The sequence below is a fragment of the Vibrio sp. 03_296 genome (assembly GCF_002265885.1).
This window is the reverse complement of record NZ_NPKW01000038.1, coordinates 1-17,671: the sequence shown is the minus strand read 5'-3', so window position 1 is coordinate 17,671 and position 17,671 is coordinate 1. Positions and strand designations below refer to the sequence as shown.

Below are 17,671 nucleotides of genomic sequence, written 5' to 3'. Positions count from 1 at the left end.
AGGGTGTGTAAGCGCTGTGAGGCGTTGAGCTAACCTGTACTAATTGCCCGTGAGGCTTAACCATACAACACCCAAAGGGTTTTGATGGACTCAAAGCAAGAACGAATTGAATGTGTAGAGAACGCAAACAGCTTTCCGAATTTTAAGAATTTGCTTGGCGACCATAGCGTTTTGGACCCACCTGAACCCATTCCGAACTCAGAAGTGAAACGAAATAGCGTCGATGGTAGTGTGGGGTTTCCCCATGTGAGAGTAGAACATCGCCAGGCTTACTTACCGCTTTTAGATTATTAAAGTCTAAGAGCAAAACTAAAACCTAGCATTATTTAAGTAAGACTAAGTTTTAGGACAATTTGTGGAGAGATGGCTGAGTGGTTGAAAGCACCGGTCTTGAAAACCGGCGTACGTTAATAGCGTACCTAGGGTTCAAATCCCTATCTCTCCGCCACTACATAGAAAGCCTGCAAAGTAATTTGCAGGCTTTCGTCATTTCTGACGTTTGAGAACTAGAAGGTATTTGTGTTAACCACCGATTGTGTACTAGTTTGGAACATTCACTTGTCAGGTCTATCCATCTTCTCGAACACATCTGTCTGACTCTGGCCGAACATTCCAAAAAACTATTCCAAGYCCTACATACTTTGGAGACAATGCCTTCGTAATCCGCAAAAGATGGATTGGCGAGATAGTGTTGTCTTAACCTACTCCACACTTGTTCTATCGGKTTTAGCTCTGGAGAATAGGGTGGGAGCTTGRTGATACTGACATTATCAAATGGCTCAGCAATGTCATTGGTATGCCAACCYGCGCYATCCATAATGACCACTGCGTGACGACCTTTTTCGGTCACCGCGGAGAGCTGYTTCAGATGCTCAACCATAATGTTCTTGTTAACCCGAGGAACGACCATTGCCTCGTCAATACCTCTAGCGGGACATACTGAGCCAAACAAATACGCATATTCAAACTGCTGCTGTTTTACCACTCTTGGTCTTGAGCCATGCTCAGCCCAAAGTCGAGTTGTCGTGTTTTGCTGGGCGACCCGTTCTTGGTTTCTCTTGCAGTCCTTCAAGCCCTTCTTCACGGAATGTTTGTACCCATTTATTCACACTGGTTCTACTTACCTTCAGGAACTTAGCCATTTGGGTTCGAGAGTGACCATCTTTAAAATGGGCCAATGTGAGTAATCGCATCTTCATTTGAATAGATTTTTGTTGGCTAGCAAGTTTTTTGAAATCAATGCTATTGAGACTGTCCATAGCGTCATTTATTACGAAGAAGTAACAGCCTCAATTAGATCATACTTTTAGTTAGGTTTGTATGATAGATTGTTGAGAATGATTATTAATATTTGGTTAGACTTAGGCCAATTAATCAAATCAGTAGGCCACATATGGATATTTCTCGCCGCCGCTTTCTTCAAACTTCATTGGCGTTTTCCGCATTAACGCTTCTCCCTGCGTGTTCACTGTCGCGTAGAGCGCCGTTTCATCATGGTCGGTTTGTCTATGAGATGACTGCAGAACCGGCTACCGCTGAGGTGGTGCCTGGTTTTACTACGGATGTGCTCGCCTTTAATGGCTCTATTCCTGCCCCTACGATTCGTTGTCGACAAGGGGAAGAAGTGATCATTCACTTCACCAACAAACTCAACGAGCCAACTACAATCCATTGGCATGGTTTGCGCGTACCTATTGAGATGGATGGTGTTCCCTTTTTGAGTCAAAAACCCGTTATGCCAGGGGAGAGCTTTACTTATCGCTTTACTCCACCTGACGCAGGAACATTTTGGTATCACCCGCATATGAACAGCGTTAAGCAGCTAGGTATGGGGCTAGTTGGGTTAATCATTGTTGATGAAGCAGAGCCAGTTTCTTTTGATGAAGACCATGCTCTAATGCTTAAGCATTGGCATCTCAATGAGAAAGGTGAATGGAAATCATTATTGGTCCCACGCTTAAGCGCCCGTATGGGAACTCCCGGTGAGTGGGGAACGGTGAATGGCGTCCATGAACCGACCTATCTGTTGAAAGCGAATGCGATGACGAGGCTGAGAATCGCAAATGTGGACAATACCATCACTTATCCTATCGCTATTGAAGGTGTGGATGCATGGGTTATAGCAATAGATGGAAACCCAATAAAAACCCCTTACAAGCTCTCTGAGCACAAGATTGGGCCTGGAATGAGGGTCGATGTCGGGTTAATGGCTCCAGGTGTTGGAGAGCGTTTCTATGTGCGACAAATGAAAGGGAAGTTTCCGTTTGCTCTTTGTGCATTTGAATCGGTCGAATCGGACCTATCTAACCAGAATACACTGCCAACATTGCCGCTCAATCCAATTGCGCCGTTAGATTTAGAAACGGCTGAACAAATTGATTTTGTCTTTGAGTGGGAAGGGGCTGTTACTCCGATGGATAAATCTGGCCAAGCTCTGCCGACGTTTTGGTTGGTGAATAAACGTGTCTGGGAGGGGATGAGCCAAGATTCAATTCCGGCGCCGTTAGCAACGTTAGAGCGAGGGCGGACTTACATATTTAATCTTAAGAACGTGACGCAATATCATCATCCCATTCATTTGCATGGACACACATTTACTGTATTGGAATTAAATGGCCAGACCCTCGCAGAACCGTTTCATACTGATACTGTTTTGCTAGGCAAGAATGGCAGTGCCAAAGCGGCGTTTGTTGCGGACAACCCTGGTCGTTGGATGTATCACTGCCACGTGATTGAACATATGAAAACCGGATTGATGGGATACATTGAAGTAAAGTGACTCCTGTAACTTTTTAAATCTTGGCGATTTACGGATACGTTATCTAAATGAAATTATTGTTTTTTGTACTCGATCTCTGTGTGGATGTGGCTACAATGTGGCCATTAGATTTGTGAGGTTGCTATGAGTCAATTTGCGATTATGGGTTTCATCGCCTTGGGCGGCGCCTTTGGCGCTTGTTCTCGTTACTTAGTGTCAGAGCTCTGTGTTGTGTTGTTAGGCAGAGGTTTTCCATATGGTACGTTAACCGTAAACGTGGTCGGTTCCTTTATTATGGGGCTTTTGATTGCCGCGTTTGAAAGTGAGTTGCTGGCAACTGAGCCATGGCGACAAATAATCGGTTTGGGCTTTTTGGGGGCACTAACAACCTTCTCAACATTTTCGATGGATAACGTATTGCTGATGCAGCAAGGCGCATTTTTCAAAATGGGCTTAAACGTTGTGTTAAACGTGACTTTGAGTATTACTGCTGCTTGGGTAGGTTTCCAATTACTCAAATCGTGAAGCTATGAGCGAAATTGAGTTAAATTTTAAACAGGTCGGCTTGGTTTAACCAAGCCGATTTCATATAATCGCTTCACTTGTCGGAGTGCCTTAGGGCTGAGACCGTTTATTCGGGATCCGTTGAACCTGATCAGGTTAGAACCTGCGAAGGGAACAAGAGAAGATACTTGTACCAGTGCAAACTGGTGTCTTATCAAAGCTTGAATCCACAAATTGAATCTCTAAATTGTGTGTTCAACGCCTCTTGTCACAACTTTCCGCCAAGCATTTTTATCCAAAACCTTTTTATCCAGCATAACAAGAAAGGAAAAATGCTATGTCGAATCGCAAACAAGCGAGACTGGAAGCTAAACAATTCATCGATACACTCTCTGTGCAGCCGTATCCCAACTCCACCAAAGTGTATGTCGAGGGCTCTCGCTCAGACATTAGAGTGCCAATGCGCGAAATCTCCTTGGCTGACAGCCTAGTTGGCGGGACCAAAGAGGCGCCAATCTTTCAGCCAAATGAAGCGGTAAGAGTGTATGACACCTCGGGGGTCTACACGGACCCGACTCATCAAATCGACCTCTATAATGGCCTTCCTAAGTTAAGAGAAGAGTGGATTACAGAGCGTGCTGATACCGAAGTCCTTGATGATGTCAGCTCGATCTACACTAAAGAGCGCTTAGAAGATGAAACGCTGGATGAGTTGAGATATGGCAATCTGCCTCGCATTCGTCGTGCCAAAGCTGGGCATTGTGTCACTCAGTTGCATTATGCACGTAAGGGTATCATTACCCCAGAGATGGAATACATCGCTTTGCGCGAGAATATGGGACGCGCCAAATATCGAGATGAAGTTTTGACTCAGCAGCACGCAGGGCAAAATTTTGGTGCGAATCTACCTAAGGAAATTACCCCTGAGTTTGTGCGTCGTGAAGTAGCAGAAGGTCGCGCGATCATTCCTTCCAACATCAATCACCCAGAATCCGAACCGATGATCATCGGCCGCAACTTCCTTGTGAAAGTTAACGCTAACATTGGTAACTCATCGGTGACTTCGTCGATTGAAGAAGAAGTGGAGAAGTTGGTATGGGCGACTCGTTGGGGCGGTGATACGGTGATGGATTTGTCGACCGGGAGAAACATTCACGAAACTCGGGAATGGATTCTACGCAACAGCCCAGTTCCGATTGGAACCGTGCCTATGTATCAAGCACTAGAGAAGGTCAATGGCGTTGCTGAGAACCTTACGTGGGAAGTGATGCGTGATACGCTGATCGAGCAGGCTGAGCAGGGTGTGGATTACTTTACGATTCACGCGGGTTTGCTGCTGCGCTATATCCCAATGACGGCGAAACGCGTGACAGGCATTGTATCGCGTGGCGGCTCGATCATCGCTAAGTGGTGTTTAGCACATCATCAAGAGAGTTTCCTCTATACCCATTTCCGCGAGATCTGTGAGATTTGTGCGAAGTACGACGTGGCGCTCTCATTAGGCGATGGTTTGCGTCCTGGCTCGATTGCCGATGCCAATGATGAAGCGCAGTTTGCGGAGCTCAGAACGTTAGGGGAGCTAACCAAAATCGCGTGGGAATACGATGTCCAAGTGATTATCGAAGGTCCTGGGCATGTACCGATGCACATGATTAAAGAGAACATGGATGAGCAGCTCAAGCATTGTCATGAGGCACCATTCTATACCTTAGGTCCACTGACCACCGACATTGCCCCTGGCTATGACCACATTACTTCTGGGATTGGTGCGGCCATGATTGGTTGGTATGGCTGTGCCATGCTTTGCTACGTAACGCCAAAGGAGCACTTAGGTCTACCCAATAAAGAAGATGTGAAAACCGGCTTGATAACCTACAAACTGGCTGCGCACGCGGCGGATTTGGCCAAAGGGCACCCGGGCGCGCAAGTTCGTGACAACGCATTGTCTAAAGCTCGTTTTGAATTCCGTTGGCAGGATCAATTTAATCTCTCGCTCGACCCCGATACGGCACGTGCATTCCACGATGAAACCCTGCCACAAGAGTCGGGCAAGGTTGCGCATTTCTGTTCGATGTGTGGCCCCAAATTCTGCTCGATGAAGATTTCGCAAGAAGTTCGTGAGTATGCTAAAGGGCAACAGGCTGAGGAAGGACAGGCGATAGCAGTTAAGCTGTTGGATGACCCATTGGAAGGGATGAAACAAAAGTCCGCGGAATTCAAAGCGTCGGGTTCGGAGTTGTACCACCCCGCAGTGAGTCATGAAGAAGTGGCCGAGGGTTAACAATGAGACTGCTGATTCCTTCTGCCATTATTGAGCTGACGGGAGAAATTCAGCAGTGTTTGCTCTTGGCAAAGCAGCAAGGCTTTGCCATTGACCATATAGAGTTGGGCGTTAGCCCAACTCGTACACTGCAACTGATTTCTTCAGCCAAAACGGTCGTATTCGAAACGGATCTTATCCATAACGACAGTCGTCATCTCGGCGCGTATGACTTTGCGCTTCATTATCATCATTCGCTTGCTCTCACAGACGTATCCACCTATTTGGGTTCAGGTCGCAATGCCAAGACTCTGTTGATCAATTTGCGAGGGGAGCAAGGTGAAGTGTTCGATGTCTGGCGACATCCTTTAGCCGATGAAACTCGCGCACTACGATATTCATTACTCCCAAACTATCCGCAGAACAATAGTGTGGAGTCGAACTATCGACATTTGGCGTGGGTGGTCACGCTCAGCGCACTTGATTTTCCAATCGAAGATTGCCTGACTTTGGCACGTGCGATGTTGAATGTTTCACGTGAAACATGGGTGTCGGATTTTGCTTTGTTTCCTACTCCAGTGTTGCGCCTGGATGAGCTCGGTATCTTACCAAGCCACAGTATTGAAGCGTTAACAAAAGCGTTTCCGCGGATTAGCGCTCAACAGTTAGGGCTCTATCCCGTGGTTGACGATGTCAGTTGGATCGAGAAGTTATTGCCTTTAGGAATTAAAACGGTCCAATTGCGGATTAAAGATCCAAACCAAACCGATTTAGAGCAACAGATTGTGCGTGCGATACAGCTAGGCCGACATTATGGTGCACAAGTCTATATCAACGACTACTGGCAGCTAGCGATTCAGCATCAAGCCTATGGTGTGCATCTAGGGCAGGAAGATTTGCAAGTGGCCGATTTAGCCGCCTTGGCGAATGCAGGTATTGCACTAGGGTTATCTACGCATGGCTATTATGAGCTGTTACGTATTGTTCAACTTCAGCCCAGTTATATTGCGTTAGGGCACATTTTTCCTACCACCACCAAACAGATGCCTTCATTGCCGCAAGGGCTGGTGAGGCTAAAACTCTATCAGCAACTGATTGATACCATGCCTTATGATGATTCCATCACCGGCGTTCCCACGGTCGCCATTGGTGGTATTGATCAAACCAATGCGGCGACGGTATGGCGATGTGGAGTCTCTTCACTAGCCGTGGTGCGAGCGATCACTTTGGCGAAAGACGTGAAGGCAGCAATAGACCACTTCAAGCAAGTCATGGTCTCTAATGCAGCGCTTGCGCGTTTCGACTCAGTATCCACACAGTGTCTTGAGCCAACAAGCGAGGCCAATCATGTTGAATGATCGGCACTTTACTCGTTATCAAAGACAAATTGCATTAACGGAAATCGGTGAGTCGGGTCAGGCTAACTTACTTCAAGCACATGTATTGATCATTGGTTGCGGTGGTCTGGGTAACGCAGCGGCGCTCCATTTGGCTGCGGCGGGCGTCGGTCATTTGGTGTTGGTTGATGATGATGTGGTCGAAGAGAGTAATTTGCAGCGTCAAATTGCCTTTCGTCAGCAACATCTCGCCAGTCTCAAAGTGGATGCACTGGGAGAGCAGTTGAAGCAACTCAATGCAGAATTACGTGTTCGCACCATTGATAAGCGTTTGAATGAGCAGCGTCTCAACTTGGAAGTGATGTTGGCGGACATCGTGCTCGATTGTACGGACAACTTTCCATCGCGCCAGTTGATCAACCAAGCCTGCCTGAATCAACGCACGCCTTTGGTGTCTGCCTCGGCAATTGGTTGGAAAGGGCAATTTATCGCGTTTGATTTTGGCTCACGCCACTCAATCCAAACGAAACAAGATGCCTCGTCGACAACGACGTCAGCAAACCCTCCGTGCTACCACTGCCTTTTTCCATTTGCAGAGAATCCCACGCAGAGCAAGTGCAGCGATGCAGGGGTGATAGGTCCTGTTGTGGGGCTAATGGGAAATTATCAAGCAATCGCAACGATTCAAAAGCTGGCAACGGGAAGGTTTCAAACCTCTTGCCATCAGTTGCATCTGTTTGATGGGCTCACGTTAAGTTGGCAGCAGTTGGCGGTAGTGAAAGATCCAAGTTGCCGCGTTTGTCAGGTTCAGAAACAGGAATCAAGCAATGAACACCATAGCCATTAGCATCAACGGCGAAAGCTACGAGGTGCCAACCAACGCGACGTTGGCATCCATCATTGAGCATCTCTCACTGCCTCACTTGGGTTGTGTTTTTGCAATCAATAATCAAGTTGTCCCACACAGCGAATGGCAAACCAAAACGCTCAGTCGTGGTGATGCTATCTCACTATTTCAGGCGATTGCTGGAGGATAAGCGCATGCTCAAAATCGCAGACAAACAATTTCATTCTCGCTTGTTCACGGGCACTGGCAAATTTGCTAACAGCCAATTGATGTCACAAGCCATCAAACAATCGGGTTCACAGCTCGCTACTATGGCGTTGAAAAGAGTGGATATCCACGATCAGCAAGATGACATCTTGTCGCCACTGTTGTCAGCGGGGGTTAATTTACTACCCAATACCTCCGGCGCCAAGAATGCCAAAGACGCCATTTTTGCGGCGCATTTAGCGCGTGAAGCTCTGGGCACTAATTGGCTTAAACTGGAAATTCATCCTGACCCGAAATACCTGATGCCTGATCCGATTGAAACATTAGCGGCGGCAGAGCATCTGGTAAAAGACGGCTTTGTGGTGTTGCCTTATTGTCATGCTGATCCGGTCTTGTGTAAGCGATTGGAAGAGGTGGGGTGCGCTGCCGTCATGCCATTGGGGGCGCCAATTGGCTCGAACAAAGGTTTGGTTTCGCAGGACTTCCTACAAATCATCATCGACCAAGCGAGCGTGCCAGTCGTGGTGGATGCCGGGATTGGCGCGCCGTCTCATGCTGCTTATGCGATGGAACTGGGTGCCGATGCGGTACTGGTGAATACCGCGATTGCCGCTGCGCGCGATCCCATCGCCATGGCCATTGCATTCAAATTGGCGGTAGAGGCAGGGCGTTTGGCTTATGAGTCGGGGCTTGCTGGTAAAGTGTCGCACGCAGTGGCATCCAGCCCTTTGACCTCTTTTCTCGATGACTGCCTTTCTTAGCAAGAGAAAGTGCGTCTGTTGACCGGAGCAACATCATGAGTTTCGTTGAACATTTTAATCAGCTCAATTGGGACGATATTAGGTTATCGATCTACGCCAAAACTGCGTTCGATGTCGAGCGGGCGCTGAGCAAAAACAAACTCGATTTGGAAGACTTTAAAGCGCTGATTTCGCCAGCCGCGGAGAACTATATAGAAGCGATGGCGCAGCGTTCTTATGCGTTAACCCGTAAACGCTTTGGCAATACGTTGTCGCTCTATATACCACTGTATCTTTCTAATCTCTGTGCTAATGCGTGTACTTATTGTGGTTTCTCAATGGAGAATCGCCTAAAACGCCGCACGCTCACGATGCAAGAAATTGATGCAGAAATTGCGGCGATTAAGGCAATGAAGTTTGACAGCGTTTTGTTGGTGACGGGGGAGCATGAAGGTAAGGTTGGCATGAACTATTTCCGCCAAGTGCTGCCGCAAATCAAACGCGCTTTTAACTATCTGGCGATGGAAGTGCAGCCGCTTAGCCAAGAGCATTATCAAGAGTTGAAGCTTTTGGGGTTGGATGCGGTGATGGTTTATCAGGAAACGTATCATCCAGCGACTTATGCGCAACATCACTTGCGTGGCAACAAAACCAATTTCAACTATCGTCTCGAAACGCCAGACCGTTTGGCGCGAGCGGGGATCGATAAAATTGGCATTGGTGCTTTGATCGGCTTGGAGGAGTGGCGAACGGACTGCTTCTACGTTGCCGCGCATCTAGACTATTTGGAACGTACCTATTGGCAAACACGCTATTCAATTTCATTTCCTCGCTTGCGTCCTTGCGCGGGGGCGTTGCAGCCTAAATCGGTAATGAGTGACAAGCAGCTGGTTCAACTGATTTGTGCCTATCGTTTGTTTAATCCAGAAGTCGAGCTGTCGCTGTCGACGCGCGAGTCGGCTCTGTTTCGCGATAACGTACTACCACTTGGTATCACGTCGATGTCAGCTGCATCGAAAACTCAGCCGGGTGGTTACGCGATGCCTGATGTTGAGCTTGAGCAGTTTGAGATCAGTGATGAAAGGAGTGCGGCAGAAGTGGAGCAGATGATTCGCAGTAAAGGGTTCGATCCCGTGTGGCGTGATTGGCATGCTGCCTATTCTGGGGCTCGGTTCTCTTAGCTAAAACACTACTCTTATCTTAGGCGACACAGTCGCTATCATACGAGTATGAGATCCGCTCGATAATGTCAGCAATGCACTGGGTGAGTCGAGAATGTCGCAATGAAAGTCAGTAAAGAATGACAGTGGCATGTGGATGTGTTTCACGTGAAACAAAAAGGGTTAAGGCATTTTGCCTTAACCCTTTTTCTATTGTTAGAAAATGATAGCGTCTATTGCTTATCAGTGGCTGAGTGGTCGCGTTGCTTCACGTAGCCAAACTTGTGCGTCGCCTTCAACCAATGGACTAATGTCATCCCATACTTTTTGGTGGTAGTCATTGAGCCAAGCGAGTTCAGGACGCGTGAGCATATCGACATTGATGCTACGTTTGTCGATTGGACAGCGAGTCAGAGATTCAAAGGTCAAAATAGGGAAGTCACCTTGGGTTTGCTTCTCAACCACCAGTTCCAAGTTTTCGATACGAATACCAAACGCGTCCGCGCGGTAATAACCTGGTTCGTTAGAGAGCACCATCCCATCGACAAGAGGCACGTCGATCTGACGTTTTGAAATGCTGGCTGGGCCTTCATGCACGCTCAGGAAGTGACCCACACCGTGACCAGTGCCGTGATCATAGTCGTAGCCTTCCGCCCATAGGTGTTGACGAGCCAGGGTATCAATTTGATAGCCGCGGGTGCCTTTCGGGAAACGAGCGCGAGCCACACCAATATGGCCTTTCAGGGCCAAAGTAAACTGCTTGATCATTTCTGCTGAAGGTTGGCCGATGGCAACCGTGCGCGTGATGTCGGTGGTGCCATCTAGGTATTGGCCGCCAGAGTCAACTAAGTAAAGCGTATCCATAGTGAGTTGGCCTGGTTGAGGCTGATTCTGATGATTGTAGTGACACATCGCGGCGTTGCTGCCAGCTGCCGAAATGGTATCGAAACTCAAATCCATCAGAGTGGGATCTTCGCGGCGAATGGCTTCCAGTTTGTCGGCCAAAGTTGCCTCATCGTGCAAAATGCCTTTTGTTACTTGTGCATCAAGCCAGCTTAGGAATTTGACCATCGCAGCACCATCGCGTAGGTGACACGCTTTCATGCCCGAGATTTCAACGGCATTTTTGGCGGCTTTCGGCATCAAGCAAGGATCTGCGCCCGGAACAACGACAGCGCCCGCGTTTTGCAGAACCAGTTTAAACCACGCGTTACTGGTGCTGGCATCAAGCAGGACTTTTTTGCCCGTCAAGCTTTCAAGGCGAGCTTGCAACATCTCAGGATGGAAAACCTGCACCCCTTGACCAACATGAACATCAAACCCTTCAGGTAAGCGAGCAGGATCGAGGAAGAACTCTACTTGGCCATTAGCATGCAGAATCGCGTGGGACAGTAATACGGGCAAGCGAGAGACGTCCAAACCGCGGACGTTGAGCAACCAGCAAATCGAATCCAGCGCGGTGATAACGGCGCTATCAACGCCTTGTTTTGTGATCAGCTGTGCGATGTTCGCACGTTTATCGGCAGAGCTTTGGCCTACGGCCTCTGTCGACATCAGTCGAACGTCGGAAACGACGGGCTGTGGGCGATCATGCCACAACTCATCAATAGGATTGCTGTCGAGGATGTTAAGTTCAAGCAAACCAGCCAATTTCGCTTGTGCCATGTTTAACCAAGCGGCGCTGTGCATGCGTGGGTCAATGGCCACCGATGCACCACGAGCGAGGTTTTCTTGTAACCATTCAAGAGCTGGTTCTTCAATCAAATGGCGATACTCAAACAAATCGCCAGGAACTTGTTTGGTTACCTGAACGGTGTAGCGACCATCAACAAACATGGCGGCTTTTTCTTGGGTGATAACGGCGGCGCCGGCGGAACCGGTAAAGCCAGTTAGCCAGTGTAAGCGCTCGTTATGGTCGGGAACATATTCGCCTAGGTATTCGTCTTCGTGTGGGACGAGTAGGGCGTCGATATTGTGCTGTTGCAACCAAGTGCGAATGGCAACAACACGCTCGTGAGTTGATTTGTGCATCTGTACGATTCCTTTGTTCTTTTTGCTCCGCTTGCTCAGGTTGGGAGCTGCTCCTTATCTTCCATGTAAGGACCACAGACCATAGATGAGCCCGGAGGACTATCGGCGGTTAAGCTACTCATTTTAGCCCAACAGCGCAATCAATTGGCGAAATTTTTACCTAAGATGCAGGGTTTTCTGTGTGATCATGTTGCGTAGCCAACTCAACGCTGGGTCATTTTCTCTGTCTTTGTGCCAAAACAGAGTGTATGCCATTGGTGGAAATTCTATCGGCAAAGGCAGTACCTGTAAGTCGAGTTGTTTGGCAGCCAGCAAGACAAAGTGGCTTGGTGCGGTAAAGACAAAGTCGGTGTAGGAACAGAGGTTTGCGGCACTATTGAAGTCGGGTACGGTGATGGCAATATCGCGCTCACGGCCAATATCTGCGAGGCGATAATCTAACAACCAACGTTCATTGCCATCACAGCGCACTTGCACGTGACGCAGCGATAAGTAGTTTTCCAAGTTCCAAGGTTGTTGCAGCGCAGGGTGATTTTTTCGCACTACGCACATCTGATTGTCGCGATAAATTTCCTGCTCGCAAATATCAAACGGAGGCAACATGGTGAGCTTGGCATCGTTGATGTCGATGTCTTTGCCTGTCATACCCAAATCCAACTCACCGCGCTGCAGCATCTTGAAGGTCTGTTCTGACCATGAATGGGTGCTGATGGTGACGTTGGGCGCTTGCTGGAAAATGGATGGTAGAAAGTGCGGCAAGATCAGGGGATAAACACTTTCCACAGCGGCAATACGAAAGCGGTATTCGCTGCTTTCAGGGTGAAACTCTTCCGGCAAGGTAAGATGCTCTAACTGGTTGATCAACAGATCCAGTTTCGGTTTGAGAAACAACGCTCGCGCTGTTGGAGTAAGCCCGTGTGAATGTCGAACGAATAAGGGGTCATCAAACTGCTGGCGCAGTTTTGCCAATGCTTTACTCACCGCTGATTGACTTAAACAAAGTCGATGAGCAGTGCGGGTCACATTGAGTTCCTCGAACAGCACTTTTAAGCAGACGAGAAGATTAAGGTCTAACCGGGAGAGTTTCTCGATGTTCATTCTGAATTTCCCAATAAGAATATCAGCGATGAATATACATCATTTCCATTCATATCACGAGGCGGTTAAACTCTGATCAAAGTTCTTGTTCAATTTGGAGTGTTTTGTGTCAGGTCAGAGCCAAATCAGTAAATTACAAATGGCGTTGTTAACCTTGCTTGTGTTGTTCAGCCCGTTGGCCATAGATATTTATCTTCCCGCGTTGCCACTTATTTCCAATACCTTTTCGGTTGAACACGCATTGGCACAAGACACGATTACTTGGTTCCTATTTGCCATGGGCGTCGGCCAACTGTTTGCTGGCCCGTTAGCAGATAAACTCGGACGTCGAACTGTTGCATTGGGCGGTATCACCATCTATGCACTGAGCGCTTTATTGGCGTGGAGCGCGCAGAATATTGAATGGTTGTTGATATCCCGTCTGCTACAAGGCTTAGGTGCGTGTGCGACATCGGTAGCAGCCTTTGCGACAGTTCGCGATATTTTCGGCCCAGAGAAGAGTGGCAAAATGATCAGCTATCTCAACGGGGCCATTTGTTTCATTCCTGCGCTTGCCCCCATTCTTGGTAGCTGGCTAACCCAGCAGTTTGGCTGGCGCGCTAACTTCAGTTTTATGGCGGGGTTTGCCGTTGTCGTTGGCACGCTGATGCTGTTTAACATGCGCGAGACCAACCCAGCGACGGAAAAACAAGCGGTGTTTAAACTCAGCCGCTACTGGGCCGTGTTGAGTACTCCTTCTTTTGTTTTCCATGCCACACTGTGTTTGCTGGCGATGGCGGTGATCCTCGCTTACGTAACCTCAGCACCGGTGGTGTTGATGGAAGGGCTTGGCCTAACCATGAACCAATTCACTTTCTGGTTTGGTATCAACGCGGTGATCAACATTGCAGCGTGTATGCTGGCACCTAAGTTCATGGATAAATGGGGCACACACAATACACTGGTGGTGGGTGTGGTGACTCTGGCGATCGCCGGCGTTGTGATGCTGGTGATGGCAGAAACCGCGACGCCATTTGCCTTTATGTTGCCTATCTTCCTGTCATCAGTCGGTTTTGCTTGGATTCTCGGTGCCGCTGCAGGTAAAGCGCTAGAGCCGTTTGGTGATAAAGCGGGTACGGCCGCCGCACTGCTGGGCTTATTCCAAATGAGTGGTGCAGGTCTGTTGGTTGGCACCATGCAGCGTTTTGCGTTGGAGCCTCAACTGATGATAGCGATTCAGATGTGGTTGCTAATCCCTGCGTTAGGTATCCTCTTTTCGAAAATGGGTCGGCAGTGGCATACCAGCAGTGTTGTTGCCTAGGGTTGAAGAGCGAATTTAGAGTTTTACTGTATGGCGAAGCCGTGTATATTTGTCGCTCACTCCACCATTCGACACTTAACGGAATTGATAGGTAATGTCGTTAACCACTTATGAAATGGCTCGAATTCTTGAACAGATGGAAGAGTCGCCAGAGAAAATTATGTTTGGCAAATTGCTCGTTGAGTTGGGCAATCAAAGCGAAGAGCGAATCCGTAGTGCTGCCAAACAAGTGCCGCTGCATGTTCTCCGAGATATTGTTTATCAGTTTCAGCAGGTTATCAATTCGCGTAAAGGAGAGCAGGTTGAATCCATGGCGAAAGAACTTGCCCAGCAAGGCATTTCCGCTGACGAGCTGCTTGCTTATCTACAGAACAAATAAAAAAATCCCCGCCAATTTAAGCGGGGATTTTTCTTTCTAGCGTTTCTCTATTTCTTGGCGAAAGCAGTGATCGAGCGAAATTCGCCCCGCGCCCCACAGAAACGTCATCAGCAGCATCAGCCCCCATAGTTGATGATCGTAAAAGCCTCTCTCCCACAAAAGCGGGTAGGAGATCACGGCCATCGCATTAAAGGCAAATAACACTAGGCTGGTGATGCGGGTAAACACGCCGAGGGCGAGTAAGAGCGGCAAGCTGAGTTCGGCCGCTGTGGCGAGATAGGCGGCAAACTCCCAGGGTAAAATAGGGACCTGATATTCAAACTCGAACAGATAGAGGGTGCTATCCCATGAGGCTATTTTGCTTAATCCGGCATTGAAGAACACCCACGCCACCCAAAGGCGACAAAACAGTAATACCCCAGGCACCGCCCAAGATTGTAAGTGGGTAACGGTCGTGTCATAACGATTCAGCCATTCACGCATCGGAGCCTCCTTGTGGTGCGAGAGAAAAACCCGCGAAAATACCCAGTTCGAACAGAAAAGCCAGTTCAGCAAGCAAAGGTGCGGGTATTTGTGCGAGGGGAAGTGGTTGTTCAAGCAAACAAACCAACTCGTATTGCGCAGGCGTCATCGCTATGCAGCGTGGCGGTGTTGCTTGATGGCAGAGCAGTATTCCTTGCTCGCTTTGCGTAATCTCAAGTTGATCAAATTGCTGTGTTTCAATCGCCTTAAAGAGTGAGAAAACGGCGTAGTGGGAACGAAAAGCCGTGCAACCGGGAAAAAGGTGCAGTACCAACGCCTGATGCTGTGCTGGTTCGAGTAGCGAAAGTTGCTCTAGGGATTGCCAGGATTGCGGCATCTGGAACTCATTGTGTTTCTGTTGGCTTTCATCGAGCTGATCTTCCAAGCGCGCAAACTCAACACAGTAGGGTACCGCTTGGCTCACGTTGGGAAAACGCTCTAACGTCTTGGCAAATCCACGCCCGTATTGCGACACATCCCCAGTGTGTAATGGCACTGAGAGTATGTGTTGGCGTGCCATTTGCTCGAAGCATTCTTCACCTAGCAACGCTAAGGTCTTGGGGTAAGTAAGTGCTAACACTTCATTCAGGCTCATGACAAAGTTATTGCGGTAAATTTGTATTCGCTGCTCGGCACTGAATTGGTCACTGACAATGCCGCAGGATTCACCACTGGCTTGATAATGCAGTGCTTGGCGAAACTGGTGTTGAAATTCGGCGAGTTGCATTTGGCTTCCTGTTAACCCAATGCCAATGAAGGGGGCATTGGGCTGGTATTAAGCAGAGACGCTCGCAACAGAGTGTCGGCTTTTTTTGCTTCGTTGAGCAGCACATCGACGGGGGGCAAATCCAAATCCCACTCAATCAAGGTGTGTCGGCTGCCGTGCTGGGCAATCCACTGCTGATACAATTGCCAAACTTCGGCAGACACCGGTTGACTATGGGTATCTATCCAGATCTCGCCTTGCTCTAATGGTTTAATGGTGAAACCGGCCAGGTGAATTTCGTCAACGCAAGCTGCCGGAATCGCCTCAAGGTAGGTTTGGCAATCGAAACCATGGTTAAACGCAGAAACATAGACATTGTTCAGATCGAGCAATAAGCGGCAATCGGTACGACGCTGTACCTCGGTCAAAAACTGCCATTCACTGATGGTGGAATGTTGATACTTGAGATAGCTGGAAGGGTTTTCAATCAAGATTGGCCGTTTTAGTGCGTCTTGCACATGCAGTACGTTACGGCAAAAAACCTCGAGGGCTTCCTCTGTGTAGGGCAAAGGCAGCAAATCATTAAAGTAGTGGCCCCCGTTTTCACTCCAGCTGAGATGATCCGAAACCAAAAACGGCTGTAAGTCATCTACCAACTGTTTTAATCGTAATAAATGTTGTGGGTTAACCCCAGCCACAGAGCCGAGTGACAAACCAATCCCGTGGCAACTTATTTGGTAATGCTCCGCCATTTGGTTGAGTTGATGGCGATGGAAAGAATTGGGTTGGAAGTAATTTTCGCTGTGGATCTCCAACCAAGACAATGCTGGTCGATGATGATGAAAATGATCATGATGGGGCAGTCTAAGCCCAACACCAATATGGTGATGAAACTCTGCATTCGACATCGTTAGACTCCCTGCGGCAAAATTTGCGGATGGTGTGACATGAGGTGAGAAAGGAGGAGCACGGTTGAGCCTCTGTGCTCCTTCTGTTTTGCGGTGGTGTTCACCTCAATAAGGGGTTTAAGAAGATTGTGTGTTACCACCGGCCAATTTGCCGCATAAGCCTTTAGGAACAACCACGAAAGCGTCTTTTTGGTTGTCTTCTTTTGCCGTACCAGCGCAAGAGCTGGTTTTGGTGGCGCAGTCATTTTTGCCCGCTTTGGCCACGCCGTAGCATTTCTCTTTTTCTGCCGCCATTGCAGGCGCTGCAGTCAGCATGGTGCCACCCATTGCGATTAAACCGGTCACAACAGCAGTAACAGCAAGATTTGATTTTTTCATGGTTCTTTCCTCAGACTGATTTTCCTTTACTTATTGAGCTCGTGCGTCCGAGTGGACTCACTTGCTTGGTTAAAAGGACAGCAAGTTGCGGGAAAAACTTTCAAAAAATGGCGATTATTTTTTATAAACTCATCGCATCTGCAACTATCTCTATGATTTGAAATGGGTTGATGCCTTTTTCTTAAATTGCAATTTAGTCTGAAAAGCGAGCACGGTTTAGGTTATAATCTTTGTCTCTGTATAAATAACCAGTAGCTTCTTATCATGATCGATCCTTCACTTCTTCTCGATGGCTTGAACGACAAACAGCGTGAGGCTGTGGCCGCTCCTTTGGAAAACTTGCTGGTGTTGGCAGGCGCAGGCAGTGGTAAAACGCGCGTTCTTGTGCATCGCATTGCTTGGCTAATGTCAGTCGAGCAGGCTTCACCGTTTTCTATTATGTCCGTGACCTTTACCAATAAGGCGGCGGCGGAGATGCGCGGTCGAATCGAAGAGTTGATGATGGGCAGCGCGTCGGGCATGTGGWATGGCAGCCT

At 48.3% G+C, this 17,671-nt stretch carries 17 protein-coding genes, 1 tRNA gene, 1 rRNA gene, 1 pseudogene and 1 riboswitch; of the genes and pseudogenes, 13 read left to right on the top strand and 7 right to left on the bottom strand.

Annotated elements, in window-relative coordinates; genetic code table 11:
* Positions 1 to 153 precede the first annotated feature (153 nt).
* Both rrf and CIK04_RS03240 read left to right on the top strand, forming a co-directional pair.
* Positions 154 to 269: ribosomal RNA gene (gene rrf / locus CIK04_RS03245) — 5S ribosomal RNA — on the top strand.
* A gap of 88 nt (positions 270 to 357) precedes the next feature.
* A tRNA-Ser gene (locus CIK04_RS03240) sits at positions 358 to 448 on the top strand.
* 108 nt (positions 449 to 556) lie between these two features.
* On the opposite strand, the pseudogene CIK04_RS03235 reads toward CIK04_RS03240, so the two are convergent.
* Positions 557 to 1,259 (bottom strand): annotated as a pseudogene (locus tag CIK04_RS03235) (IS630 family transposase); the annotation flags it as partial.
* Between the two features lie 134 nt (positions 1,260 to 1,393).
* On the opposite strand from CIK04_RS03235, the gene CIK04_RS03230 reads away from it, so the two are divergent.
* The 8 genes from CIK04_RS03230 to thiH all read left to right on the top strand — a co-directional run bounded on the left by CIK04_RS03230 (position 1,394) and on the right by thiH (position 9,834).
* Positions 1,394 to 2,779: a multicopper oxidase family protein gene (locus CIK04_RS03230; protein WP_097353545.1), complete on the top strand. Its 1,386-nt coding sequence runs from the start codon at positions 1,394 to 1,396 to the stop codon at positions 2,777 to 2,779.
* A gap of 123 nt (positions 2,780 to 2,902) precedes the next feature.
* A complete protein-coding gene (gene crcB / locus CIK04_RS03225) occupies positions 2,903 to 3,283 on the top strand; it encodes a fluoride efflux transporter CrcB (protein WP_017420144.1) in 381 nt (126 codons plus the stop codon).
* 71 nt (positions 3,284 to 3,354) lie between these two features.
* Positions 3,355 to 3,453, top strand: a riboswitch (TPP riboswitch).
* Between the two features lie 146 nt (positions 3,454 to 3,599).
* Complete coding sequence (gene thiC, locus CIK04_RS03220; RefSeq protein WP_080526912.1) at positions 3,600 to 5,543, top strand: phosphomethylpyrimidine synthase ThiC; 1,944 nt, start codon at positions 3,600 to 3,602, stop codon at positions 5,541 to 5,543.
* Positions 5,544 to 5,545: 2 nt separating this feature from the next.
* Entirely contained in the window at positions 5,546 to 6,880 is a 1,335-nt protein-coding gene (locus tag CIK04_RS03215) for a thiamine phosphate synthase (RefSeq protein ID WP_097353544.1), read from the top strand.
* Positions 6,870 to 7,706, top strand: a complete 837-nt coding sequence (locus CIK04_RS03210; RefSeq protein ID WP_097353543.1) for a HesA/MoeB/ThiF family protein — start codon at positions 6,870 to 6,872, stop codon at positions 7,704 to 7,706. Before CIK04_RS03215 ends, CIK04_RS03210 begins: the two co-directional genes overlap by 11 nt.
* Positions 7,687 to 7,896 carry a sulfur carrier protein ThiS gene (gene thiS, locus CIK04_RS03205; RefSeq protein WP_038940333.1) on the top strand — a complete coding sequence of 70 codons (210 nt, stop codon included), beginning with the start codon at positions 7,687 to 7,689 and terminating at the stop codon, positions 7,894 to 7,896. The genes CIK04_RS03210 and thiS overlap by 20 nt, the downstream gene beginning before the upstream one ends.
* A gap of 4 nt (positions 7,897 to 7,900) precedes the next feature.
* A complete protein-coding gene (locus CIK04_RS03200) occupies positions 7,901 to 8,674 on the top strand; it encodes a thiazole synthase (RefSeq protein ID WP_097353542.1) in 774 nt (257 codons plus the stop codon).
* 35 nt (positions 8,675 to 8,709) lie between these two features.
* Positions 8,710 to 9,834: a 2-iminoacetate synthase ThiH gene (gene thiH / locus CIK04_RS03195; protein ID WP_072609221.1), complete on the top strand. Its 1,125-nt coding sequence runs from the start codon at positions 8,710 to 8,712 to the stop codon at positions 9,832 to 9,834.
* Positions 9,835 to 10,056: 222 nt separating this feature from the next.
* Here thiH and CIK04_RS03190 read toward each other — a convergent pair whose 3' ends face one another.
* Both CIK04_RS03190 and CIK04_RS03185 read right to left on the bottom strand, forming a co-directional pair.
* Positions 10,057 to 11,844 carry an aminopeptidase P family protein gene (locus CIK04_RS03190; protein WP_097353541.1) on the bottom strand — a complete coding sequence of 596 codons (1,788 nt, stop codon included), beginning with the start codon at positions 11,842 to 11,844 and terminating at the stop codon, positions 10,057 to 10,059.
* A gap of 156 nt (positions 11,845 to 12,000) precedes the next feature.
* A complete protein-coding gene (locus CIK04_RS03185; protein WP_026060767.1) occupies positions 12,001 to 12,942 on the bottom strand; it encodes a LysR family transcriptional regulator in 942 nt (313 codons plus the stop codon).
* 139 nt (positions 12,943 to 13,081) lie between these two features.
* Between CIK04_RS03185 and CIK04_RS03180 the strand changes: the two genes are divergently transcribed.
* The gene (locus CIK04_RS03180) at positions 13,082 to 14,242 is read left to right on the top strand and encodes a multidrug effflux MFS transporter (RefSeq protein ID WP_097353546.1); all 1,161 of its coding nucleotides are present in this window, start codon (positions 13,082 to 13,084) and stop codon (positions 14,240 to 14,242) included.
* Positions 14,243 to 14,336: 94 nt separating this feature from the next.
* Complete coding sequence (locus tag CIK04_RS03175) at positions 14,337 to 14,621, top strand: hypothetical protein (protein WP_017420153.1); 285 nt, start codon at positions 14,337 to 14,339, stop codon at positions 14,619 to 14,621.
* A 36-nt stretch (positions 14,622 to 14,657) separates the two neighbouring features.
* Here the strand turns inward: CIK04_RS03175 and CIK04_RS03170 are convergent, their stop codons facing one another.
* The 4 genes from CIK04_RS03170 to CIK04_RS03155 all read right to left on the bottom strand — a co-directional run bounded on the left by CIK04_RS03170 (position 14,658) and on the right by CIK04_RS03155 (position 17,135).
* The gene (locus CIK04_RS03170) at positions 14,658 to 15,104 is read right to left on the bottom strand and encodes a DoxX family protein (RefSeq protein WP_045591323.1); all 447 of its coding nucleotides are present in this window, start codon (positions 15,102 to 15,104) and stop codon (positions 14,658 to 14,660) included.
* Complete coding sequence (locus tag CIK04_RS03165; protein ID WP_097353540.1) at positions 15,097 to 15,870, bottom strand: DNA-binding domain-containing protein; 774 nt, start codon at positions 15,868 to 15,870, stop codon at positions 15,097 to 15,099. Before CIK04_RS03165 ends, CIK04_RS03170 begins: the two co-directional genes overlap by 8 nt.
* 11 nt (positions 15,871 to 15,881) lie before the next feature.
* Positions 15,882 to 16,757: a DUF692 domain-containing protein gene (locus CIK04_RS03160; RefSeq protein ID WP_097353539.1), complete on the bottom strand. Its 876-nt coding sequence runs from the start codon at positions 16,755 to 16,757 to the stop codon at positions 15,882 to 15,884.
* A 117-nt stretch (positions 16,758 to 16,874) separates the two neighbouring features.
* Complete coding sequence (locus CIK04_RS03155) at positions 16,875 to 17,135, bottom strand: DUF2282 domain-containing protein (protein WP_011078997.1); 261 nt, start codon at positions 17,133 to 17,135, stop codon at positions 16,875 to 16,877.
* Positions 17,136 to 17,399: 264 nt separating this feature from the next.
* Here CIK04_RS03155 and CIK04_RS03150 point away from each other — a divergent pair.
* Positions 17,400 to 17,671: UvrD-helicase domain-containing protein (locus CIK04_RS03150; protein WP_176463276.1), on the top strand; the 272-nt coding region annotated here is incomplete at its 3' end.